General features: G+C 61.0%; 8 protein-coding genes. 7 read left to right on the forward strand and 1 reads right to left on the reverse strand.

From position 1 onward, the window contains the following. Positions 1 to 71: 71 nt before the first annotated feature. The 5 genes from ACFVHU_RS09730 (at position 72) to ACFVHU_RS09750 (ending at position 4,273) form a co-directional block, all read left to right on the forward strand. Positions 72 to 872, forward strand: a complete 801-nt coding sequence (locus ACFVHU_RS09730; protein WP_105661739.1) for a purine-nucleoside phosphorylase — start codon at positions 72 to 74, stop codon at positions 870 to 872. Between the two features lie 52 nt (positions 873 to 924). Next, positions 925 to 2,655, forward strand: a complete 1,731-nt coding sequence (locus ACFVHU_RS09735) for a phospho-sugar mutase (RefSeq protein ID WP_105661907.1) — start codon at positions 925 to 927, stop codon at positions 2,653 to 2,655. Positions 2,656 to 2,714: 59 nt separating this feature from the next. Then, a complete protein-coding gene (gene deoC, locus ACFVHU_RS09740) occupies positions 2,715 to 3,401 on the forward strand; it encodes a deoxyribose-phosphate aldolase (RefSeq protein ID WP_388024126.1) in 687 nt (228 codons plus the stop codon). Positions 3,402 to 3,436: 35 nt separating this feature from the next. Then, positions 3,437 to 3,694, forward strand: coding sequence for a hypothetical protein (locus ACFVHU_RS09745; protein ID WP_105657110.1), 258 nt, complete (start codon positions 3,437 to 3,439; stop codon positions 3,692 to 3,694). Positions 3,695 to 3,778: 84 nt separating this feature from the next. Next, positions 3,779 to 4,273, forward strand: a complete 495-nt coding sequence (locus ACFVHU_RS09750; RefSeq protein WP_105661737.1) for a tetratricopeptide repeat protein — start codon at positions 3,779 to 3,781, stop codon at positions 4,271 to 4,273. Positions 4,274 to 4,333: 60 nt separating this feature from the next. Here the strand turns inward: ACFVHU_RS09750 and mfd are convergent, their stop codons facing one another. Continuing rightward, positions 4,334 to 7,948 carry a transcription-repair coupling factor gene (mfd, locus tag ACFVHU_RS09755; RefSeq protein ID WP_105661736.1) on the reverse strand — a complete coding sequence of 1,205 codons (3,615 nt, stop codon included), beginning with the start codon at positions 7,946 to 7,948 and terminating at the stop codon, positions 4,334 to 4,336. A gap of 240 nt (positions 7,949 to 8,188) precedes the next feature. Between mfd and ACFVHU_RS09760 the strand changes: the two genes are divergently transcribed. Continuing rightward, on the forward strand, positions 8,189 to 8,683 hold the full coding sequence (locus ACFVHU_RS09760) for a DUF2505 domain-containing protein (protein WP_105657107.1): 495 nt from the start codon (positions 8,189 to 8,191) through the stop codon (positions 8,681 to 8,683). Between the two features lie 170 nt (positions 8,684 to 8,853). Next, complete coding sequence (gene nhaA, locus ACFVHU_RS09765; RefSeq protein WP_388024129.1) at positions 8,854 to 10,203, forward strand: Na+/H+ antiporter NhaA; 1,350 nt, start codon at positions 8,854 to 8,856, stop codon at positions 10,201 to 10,203. Positions 10,204 to 10,325: the final 122 nt, after the last annotated feature.

A 10,325-nucleotide genomic window follows, 5' to 3' on the forward strand; every position in this document is an offset into this window, starting at 1 on the left:
TTTTGAATCTGAAGCACTAGTTTCACCTGACAAAGCGCCCCGCTACCGGTAGCGTATTTCCCGTGACTGATATGCAAAATGACCCACAGGTCCTGGCGGCACAAGCTGCCCAGGCAATCGCCGAACAGACCGGCGTCGAAAAACACGACATCGCGGTGGTCCTGGGCTCCGGTTGGGGCCAGGCCGCCGAACTCATCGGCGAAACCACCCACACCCTGGATGCCGCCCCCATTCCAGGCTTCCATGCCCCGGCCGTACCCGGGCACAAGGGCAGCATCTCCTCGATCCTGACGTCCACTGGAAAGCGGGTCCTGGTTCTGGGTGCCCGCACCCATTACTACGAAGGGCGAGGCGTGCGTGCTGTCGTCCACCCCATCCGCACCGCGGCAGCTGCCGGCTGCGAGCAGCTGGTGCTCACCAACGGTTGCGGCGGCCTGAATCCGAACTGGACCCCAGGCACCCCGGTAATGATCTCGGACCACATCAACTTGACTGCTGCCTCCCCTTTGGAGGGCGCGACCTTCGTTGACCTGACCGACCTGTACTCCTCGCGCCTGCGCGAGATTGCCCTCGCAGTTGATCCGACCCTGGATCAGGGCGTGTACGCGCAGTTCACCGGACCGCACTACGAAACCCCGGCCGAAGTCCAGTACGCCAAGGTGATCGGTGCTGATCTGGTCGGCATGTCCACCGCATTGGAAGCAATAGCCGCCCGCCATGCAGGCATGGAGATCTTCGGCATTTCCCTGGTGACCAACCTGGCCGCCGGCATCAGCCCGGTGCCGCTGAGCCACGAGGAAGTCATCGAGGCCGGCCAGGCCGCCGGTCCGCGCATCTCCAAATTGCTGGCACAGATCATCGCGAAGCTCTAAGCCTCGCATTATCGGCGCAAAGAAGCAGTCAGTGTCCTTCGAAGGGAAATCAGTGAATCACACGCAGAAAATCCAGTTGCTTGATGCGGCGGGCCAATGGGCAGCCCAGGATCCCGATCCGCAAACGCAGGAAGAACTGCAATTGCTGATCCAGCGCGTCACCGACGGCGACGCGCTGGCCTTCGAGGACATCGCCGACCGCTTCAGCGGCGTCCTGGAATTCGGCACCGCAGGCCTGCGTGCCGAATTGGGCGCCGGCCCGATGCGCATGAACCGTGTGGTAGTCCTGCGCACCGCTGCGGGCATCGCCCGTTTCCTGGGCGAAAAGGCCAACGGCGGATATGTCCCGAAGGTCGTCATCGGATTCGATGCCCGTTTCAACTCGGATGCCTTCGCCAAGGATTCAGCCGCCGTCTTCGCCGCTGCCGGTTTTGAGGTGCTGCTGATGCCCTCGGCCTTGCCGACCCCGGTGCTGGCTTGGGCCGTTCGTGAATTCAGCGCGGAAGCCGGTGTCATGGTCACGGCCAGCCACAACCCCCCACGGGACAACGGCTACAAGGTATACGTGGGCGGCAGGATCACCGATGCGCCGGGCCGCGGGGCTCAGATCGTCTCCCCGATCGATGCGCAGATCGCTTCCTTGATTGACCATGACCAGCCAGTGGCGCAGATCCCGCTGGCACAGTCCGGTTGGGAAGTGCTCCCGGCCCCAGGCGAAGAAGGCGATATCGAGGCAGCCTATCTCGCTTCCATCCACCCGATCATCGAAGCGAACCAGCCGCAGGGCCTGGTACGCAAGAATCTGCGAATTGTGGTTTCGGCAATGCACGGCGTGGGTGGCCACACCATGCGCCAAGCCCTGCTGAACGCTGGTTTCGACGACGTGCACATGGTCGTTGAGCAGGAACACCCCGATCCGCTCTTCCCTACCGTGAAGTTCCCTAACCCCGAGGAGCCAGGGGCCATCGACCTGTCGCTGGAACTGGCCCGCACGGTCGGTGCTGATCTGGTCATTGCCAATGACCCCGATGCCGACCGTTGCGCGGCAGCCATCCTCGACGGCGGCAGCTGGCGGATGCTGCGCGGCGACGAGGTAGGTTGGCTGCTCGGGGACCAGGTCTCCAAGACCTTGCCAGAGGGCAAGAAATTGGCCAATTCCATCGTGTCTTCGCGCATGCTGGCAGCCATCGCCAAGGACGCCGGACGCGAGCACGAAGAAACCTTGACCGGATTCAAGTGGATCTCACGCGTTGAGGACCTGGGCTACGGCTACGAAGAAGCCCTGGGCTATTGCGTAGCCCCGGAACTGGTGCGCGACAAAGACGGGATTTCTGCCGGGATCGTCCTGGCCGATCTGGCTGCGCAGTTGAAGGCCTCGGGCAGCTCCATCCCGGACCGCCTGGATGAACTGGCCGCCAAGCATGGCGTGCACGTCACCGACCAGCTGTCCCTGCGCTTCACCGACTTGGCGCAGATCCCGGTGCTCATGGAAAGGATCCGCAAGAACGCTCCGGCCTCGCTGGGCGGCTCCGAGGTTTCCGAGGTGACCGACCTGTCCAGGGGCACCGAGAAGCTCCCTGCGACCAACGCCATGGTCTTGCATACATTTTCCGGTGCCCGCGTGATCGTTCGGCCCTCGGGAACGGAACCGAAACTCAAGTGCTACTTGGAAACTATTGAGCCGGTCGATGATCTGGCCGAGGTCCCTGAAGCCCGCAAACGCGCTACCGCGCAGGTCTTGGCAATCAAGGATGAATTGGCAGCTTACCTGAATGCCAACTAGGCTTACCCCTTCGAGACCTTCATTTGAAATGATTGAAATCTTTATTGTTAGAGGAAATGATGACTGAACTAAGCGCCCGCGAGATCGCAAGCTACATCGATCACACCCTGTTGGCTCAGAATGCTTCCCGCGAACAAATTGTGCAGATCTGCGAGGAAGCCAAGAAGTACGGCTTCAAGTCGGTCTGCGTCAACCCGTTGTGGGTTTCCACCGTTTCGCGCGAGCTGGAAGGCTCGGACGTACTGACCTGTTCGGTCATCGGTTTCCCGCTGGGTGCCTCGGCCACCGATACCAAGGTATTCGAAACCAAGCACGCAGTTGCAGACGGTGCCAACGAAATCGACATGGTGATCGACGTTGCCGCCGCCCTGCGTGGCGATCGGGATGCCTTGGTCAACGAGATCTTCGCCATTGCGCAGGCCGCGCATGAAGGTGGAGCCATCTTGAAGGTCATCATCGAAACCTGCTTGCTCACCGAGGAAGCCAAGGTCCTGGCCTGCGAGGCCGCAAAGGCCGCTGGCGCTGATTTCGTCAAGACTTCCACCGGTTTCTCCACCGGCGGCGCGACCGTCGAAGACGTCGAGCTGATGCGCAAGACCGTCGGCCCGGAAATGGGTGTCAAGGCCTCGGGCGGCGTTCGCAGTGTTGAAACCGCGCGGGCCATGATTGCGGCCGGTGCGACCCGGCTAGGTTCTAGCTCAGGAGTTGCTATCCTAGAGGGAGAGCAAAGCGGTTCCAGCTACTAGGAAATCGCACCAATCCGTTTTCCCAAGGAGAAAAAGTGTACTCGAACGGCAAGAACACTGCCCATTCCGGTGAAGGCCGCCTTGTCGGCAATATCGTCAACCTCGTGATCTTCTTCGTGATGTTCTCGGCTGGCGTCTACACCTTGGGCTACTGGACCCTTGAGGTTGCTTGGTGGCCGACCCTGGTCAGCTTCGCTCTGATGTTCCTGGCTTTCGCTATCCCGATGCACCTGATGGGTCGCGCGGAAAAGGCTGAGGATCTGGTTGCGGCAGCTAACGCCCACCAGAATTAATTAGAACTTTTCAAGAGAGGGAAACCCGTGTCCGGGTTTCCCTCTCTTGCGTTTAATCTGCCTTGCCTCGCTTAGACTGGCCCCATGGAATCATGGGATCAGCGCATCGAAGAGTTCTGGAACTCAGCCAATGGCAAACGCTCTGAACAGTTGCGCACCGAACTGGCACTCCTGGTGCAGGGCAAGGATCCGCAGGATCCGCGGGTGCTCTTCGAGGTCGCGTCCCTGCACGACTACCTAGGGGAAGAAGAACAAGCGGTCGGCCCCTACCGGGCGGCACTGGAAGCTGGGCTGGAAGCGCCAAGGCACGATGAAGCGCTGCTCCAGCTAGCCAGCACGCTGCGCAATCTCGGGCAGTACACCCAGTCCATCGAACTGTTGCAGCAGATCACTGCCGATTCACCGATCTTTACCGACGCCCAGGCCTTCCTGGTTCTGGCCCTGCACGATGCCGGGCAATCCACCGAAGCGGTCCAGCTGGCGGTCAGCGCATTAGCGCGCCATGCCTCGCTCTACGCCCGGGCGATCAAGGGCTACGCCGGAGAACTGGCCTCGCCTGCTGCCTCGGGCCAGCGGTAGCAAACGCCGGCCAGCAGCCTGCCGGAAAAGGCATGCTACTGGCCCGCGAGTTCAACCGAATCAGTCCTTTGCTGCCGGTGCGGGTGTTGGCTCGAAAATAGCGTAGAGCAGCTTCTCCGCCCACTCCAGGATCTCCCCGTCGGCCAAGTCCCGTCCGCCAATGGGCGAGGTCTTGGGCTTCGGGATGAAGATCGAATTCAGCGCCGGCTTGTTCGCAGCCCCCGGGTACAGGCGTTCCAAGCGCACCTGGCGCGAAGCTGGCAGGTCTTCAATTCTGGCCGGAGCCAGCTTGATGTGGTTGCCGACCTGCTGGATATCATGCAGCCCCGCAGCACGCGCGCGAATACGCAGGGCCGCCACGCGCATGAGGTTCTCCACCGGAGTTGGAAGCTTGCCATAGCGATCCACCAGCTCATCGCGGACTTCACCCAGCGCCTCGTCGGTCTCGGCCTGGGCAATGTTGCGATAGGCTTCCAAACGCAGTCGTTCACCAGGTACATAGTCGTGTGGCAGGTGGGCATTGACCGGCAGGTCAATCTTCATCTCGGCGGCTTCTTCCTCGCCTTCGCCCTTGTAATCGGCCACGGCCTCGCCTACCAGGCGCAGGTACAAGTCGAAGCCCACACCGGCGATATGCCCGGACTGCTCGCCACCCAGCAGATTACCGGCTCCACGCAGTTCCAGGTCCTTCATGGCCAGCTGGTAGCCGGAGCCAAGCTCGTTGTGCGCGGCAACGGCTTTCAGGCGCTCCAGGGCGACCTCCCCCAGCGGTTTCTCTACATCCCACAGGAAGTAGGCGTAGGCACGCTCACGGCCGCGCCCTACGCGCCCGCGCAGCTGGTGCAGCTGGGACAGGCCGTAGTTGTTCGCGCGGTCCACAATCAGCGTGTTCGCATTGGAAATATCCAGGCCGGTTTCGATGATGGTGGTGGAGACCAGCACGTCGAATTTCTTCTCCCAGAAGTCCTGGATGATCCGCTCCAGCCGGGATTCGCTCATCTTGCCGTGGGCTACCTCCACGCGCGCTTCGGGGGCCAGCTCGCGCAATTCGGCCGCCACCCGCTCAATGGAGCTGACCCGGTTGTGCACGAAGAACACCTGGCCATCGCGCATCAGCTCACGCTTGATGGCCGCGGAAATCTGCTTGTCGCTGCGTGGACCCACGTAGGTCAGCACCGGATGGCGTTCTTCGGGCGGGGTCGCCAAGGTGGAGGTTTCGCGGATGCCGGTCAGCGACATCTCCAAGGTACGCGGGATCGGGGTGGCGCTCATCGCCAGCACATCCACGTTGGTGCGCATCTTCTTGAGCTCTTCCTTGTGCTCCACTCCGAAGCGCTGTTCCTCGTCAATGATGACCAGGCCCAGGTTCTTGAACTCCACGTTCTTGGAGAGCAGGCGGTGGGTGCCGATGACAATGTCCACGCTGCCGTCCTTGAGGCCGGCCAGGATTTCCTTCGATTCCTTGGCGCTCTGGAAACGCGAGAGGGTCTTCACGCGGACTGGGAAGCCCGAATAGCGTTCGGTGAAGGTCTGGTGATGCTGGGAAGCCAGCAGGGTGGTAGGAACCAGCACGGCAACCTGCTTGGAGTCCTGGACGGCCTTGAAGGCGGCGCGAACCGCGATTTCGGTTTTGCCAAAGCCCACGTCACCGGAAATCAACCGGTCCATCGGGATTTCCTTCTCCATATCGGATTTCACCTCGTTGATGGCGGTGAGCTGATCCGGAGTCTCGATGAACGCGAAGGCTTCTTCCAGCTCGTTCTGCCACGGGGTGTCTGATGCGAAGGCGTGGCCACGGCTGGCCATGCGTGCCGAGTAGAGCTTAATCAGGTCGCCAGCAATTTCCTTGACGGCTTTGCGCGCCTTAGACTTGGTGCTGGCCCAGTCCGAACCGCCCATTTTGGACAAGGTCGGAGCTTCGCCGCCGACATACCGGGTGACCATATGAAGCTGGTCCATCGGGACGAACAGACGGTCCCCCGGGGCTCCGCGCTTGGAAGAGGCGTACTCCGCCACCAGGTACTCGCGCTTGGCGTCCTTGCCCGAACCATTGACCTTGCGGGCCATCAGCTCGACGAACTTGCCGATGCCGTGCTGTTCGTGGACGATGTAGTCCCCGGCCTGCAGGCTCAGCGGATCAACGGCATTGCGCTTGCGCTTGACCGTCAGCTTGCGGCCCTTGCGGTTCGGGTACGCGCTGGAGCGGCCCAGCAAGTCTGCTTCGGTGAGCAGTCCCAGCTTCAGTTCCTCGAAGACAAACCCGCGGCCGGCGGTGGCCTGGGTGATCTCGATCAGTCCAGCGGTGGGTTCCGCGGACAGGTCATCCACCCTGTGTGCCGGGATCTTGAACTCGGCGAAAAGCTCCGAGAGGCGGGCTGCCGGGCCGGGACCCTCGGTAGCCACGACGAAACGCCATTGGTCCTTGACGCGTCCGGCGATGAATTCCATCATCGCCTCGATGTCGCCCTGGTAGCCGTGCGGTTCACGGGCCGGGACACGGATGGTGGCCGCGCCCAAATCCAGCTCGTCATCGGCACCCAGGGAGGTAATAGCCCACCAGGAAACCTTGGCGGCTTGTGCGTGTTCTACGGTTTCTGCCAGCGAGGCAAAATCACCGGTAGCCAGCTTTCGCTCGGAATCCGCGGTGGTCAGATCCAACGGAGCGCTGGCTCCATCCGAAGCCGAAGCCCACGCGGCAGCCAGGAATTCGGCATTGGTGGCGTTCAGGTCATGCGCGCGGGCGCGCACGCGCTCTGGCTCCATCACCAGCGCAATGGACGATTCCGGCAACAAGGACAGCAGCGGAACCATCTTGTCCACCAGCAGCGGAGCCAAGGATTCCATGCCTTCAACAGCGATGCCGCCGGCAATCTTGGTGAGCATTTCCTGGGCCGCCGGGAAATGGTTCTTCAGATTCGCTGCCCGGCTCATCACCTGCGGGGTGATGAGCATTTCACGGCAGGGCGTGGCAATGATCCGGGTGGGACCGGGATCATCAGTGGACCGCTGATCTGCGATGGCGAAGAATCGCATCGAGTCGATCTGGTCCCCGAAGAAATCAATACGGACCGGATGGTCCAATGTCGGCGGGAAAACATCGATGATGCCACCACGCACCGCAAACTCGCCGCGGTGCGTCACCATGTCCACTCGGGCATAAGCCGCAGCAGCCAAGTCCTTGATGACTTTATCGAAGCCCGGCTCGGCATCCAGTTCCAGGATGACCGGGCGCAATTCGCCAAGGCCGGCGACCAACGGCTGCAGCACGGCACGAATTGGAGCAATGATGATGTTTAGGCTCTCATCCCGGTCGTGCAGGCGGCGCAGCACTTCCAGGCGGCGTCCCACGGTATCGCTTCGCGGCGACAAGCGCTCATGGGGCAAGGTTTCCCAAGAAGGGAACTCGGCGATCTGGCCTGCCGGGAGGTAGGCACCCAGTGAGCTGGAGACTTCTTCGGCTTCACGGCCGGTCGCGGTGACGATGAGCGTCACCCCCGAATGCTTGCTTTCACGCAGCGCCTGGCTGATATGCGCCGAGAGGATCGGTCGCATGCCCTGCGGGGCCGCGATTTCCAGCTCTTCGCTGCGCGTCGGGTAGTCATGAGCTGCGCTTTGCCCAATACGCCTGAAGGAAGGTTCCTCGCGCAGGAAATCATGAAGTCCGCTTAGGCTCATGGGGGTTCGGGTCCTCTCATGCAGACGCTTGGCCGGGTGCATTCATACTGTATTACGTCGAAACGACACCACTAACGCCGACCGTGAATGTTTTTCCACGGCCGGAAACGTCAATATGCTGTTTTGGGTGCAGTCCTAGCCTACCCAATGCGGCTTTGCAGATAGTGTTAATACTGTCCGTTGCCGGGCCTGCGATTTCGTTGCCCGGCCACTTAGATTTCCAGATTGGGATTAGCTTTCATGGCATTGAACGCAAGCACTCAGATCGCCCACCCTGCAGACCAGGTCATCGCTACGCTTAGCGATCGTGGCTTTGCCGAGCACCTGACCAAGGTCGCCAACGGTTCCTTGACCGATTTCTCCGTGAACGGCGATACCGCAGGCGCCTTCACCGTGACCACCGTTCGTTCGGTCCCCACCGATCGCGTTCCGGATATCGCCCGCAAGTTCGTTGGCGCGACCATCGAGATCACCCAGGTAGACCAGTGGACAGCACCAGATGCTGCCGGCAACCGCTCGGCTACGGTAAAGATCTCCGTTGCCGGTGTTCCGGTGACCGTCAGCGGCACCGAACAGCTCAAGGCCCAGGGCGAAACTTCCGAATTCTCCATCGACGCCAAGGTTTCCTCGTCGATTCCATTCATCGGCGGCAAGTTGGCTTCGGCTGCGGAGCCTTACCTGGGCAAGGCACTGAATTTGCAGGCTGCTCAGGTCAATGCCTGGCTTTCGAAATAAGCCACTCCGAATAGTTACGTTTCACATTCAGTCCCCGGACGTGCGATTTCTCGCAAAGCGTCCGGGGATTTGTGCTCTGAAGCACTGTTCGCGCTAGGGTTGGTGACAGGTGTGCCGGGAAGTCTGGTCGGCGAGAAATATTCATTTAACGAAGTAAGCGAGTTAAAAGCATGACCCAAACTCCGTCTTCGGGTTCCAGCAAGAACCTGTTTTCGCGCCCCAGCTATAAAGAATCTATCCGTATCGGCGACATCCTGCGCAAGGAAACCGTCGGCGGCATGGTACTCATCGCCGGCGCTTTGCTGGCATTGATCTGGGCTAACACCCCGCTGCGCGAGTCCTACTTCGCACTGCGTGATTTCCACTTCGGACCTACCCTTTTCGGTGTGGATCTGAATCTGTCCATCGGCCACTGGGCTGCCGATGCTCTGCTGGCGGTGTTCTTCTTCCTGACCGGCTTGGAGCTGAAAAAAGAATTCGTCATTGGCGATCTGCGCAATGCGAAAACGGCAGCCGTACCGGTAGCGGCCGCTTTTGGCGGCGTGCTGGTGCCGGCGTTGATCTTTGTCGCTATCGCTTCCATGTCCGGTGGCGGTGAGTTGTTGCGTGGCTGGGCCATTCCAACCGCAACAGACATTGCTTTCGCCGTGGCTGTGCTCGCGGTGATTGGTTCGGCGCTTCCCGCAGCGCTGCGCATCTTCCTGCTGACTCTGGCTGTAGTCGATGACCTGATCGCTATTGTCATTATCGCCGTCGTATTCACCGATGACCTGAAGCTGTCCTACCTGGGCCTGTCGCTGATCCCCATCATTCTCTTCACGGTCCTTGCCCGTTTCCTTGGCAAGTTCTTCGCCAAGCGTGCGTGGGCCGCGTGGGCAATCCTGCTGCCGCTGGGTGTCATTACCTGGATCTTCGTCTTCGGCTCCGGCATCCACGCCACCATCGCCGGTGTGGTCTTGGGCTTCTGTGTCCCGGTCAAGCGCACCGATGGCCGTGACGGCATCGGCCTGGCTGAACGATTCGAGCACCGTTTCCGCCCGCTGTCCTCCGGCATATGCATTCCCATCTTCGCCTTCTTCGCCGCCGGCGTGACCGTGATTTCCCCTGACAATGGCAGCGGCGGCCTGCTCACCGATCCGGTGTTCTGGGGCATCGTGCTGGGTCTGGTGCTCGGCAAGCCGATCGGCATTATGGGCTCGACCTGGGTGCTGACCCGGTTCACCAAGGCCTCGCTGGACAAGGATGCCCGCTGGGGCGACCTGCTGGGTGTCACGTTGCTGGCAGGTATCGGTTTCACCGTATCCCTGCTGGTCTCCGAATTGTCCTTCGGCTTGGAGTCGGCGCACTATGAGCATGCCAAGGTAGCAATCCTGGCTGGTTCATTCGTTGCCGCGATCCTCGGTGCCCTGTGGCTGATTCCCCGTAACCGCCGATACAAGGTCATCCACGAGCGCGAGACCCGCGATGCCGATAAGGATGGCATCCCTGATGTGTACCAGCAGGACGACGAAGGAAAGTAGCCTTCTGGAATCCTGAAGAAATAGCTCGGGCGCCGGGTGAGACCAGGGGGAGCCGGCGGCCCCGCTAATTTGTTTTTCTTAGATTTTACGGGCTCGTGCAGGGGGGCCAGCAGGGGAAACCC

Source organism: Glutamicibacter sp. NPDC127525, assembly GCF_042672105.1.
Taxonomy (GTDB): Bacteria; Actinomycetota; Actinomycetes; order Actinomycetales; family Micrococcaceae; genus Glutamicibacter.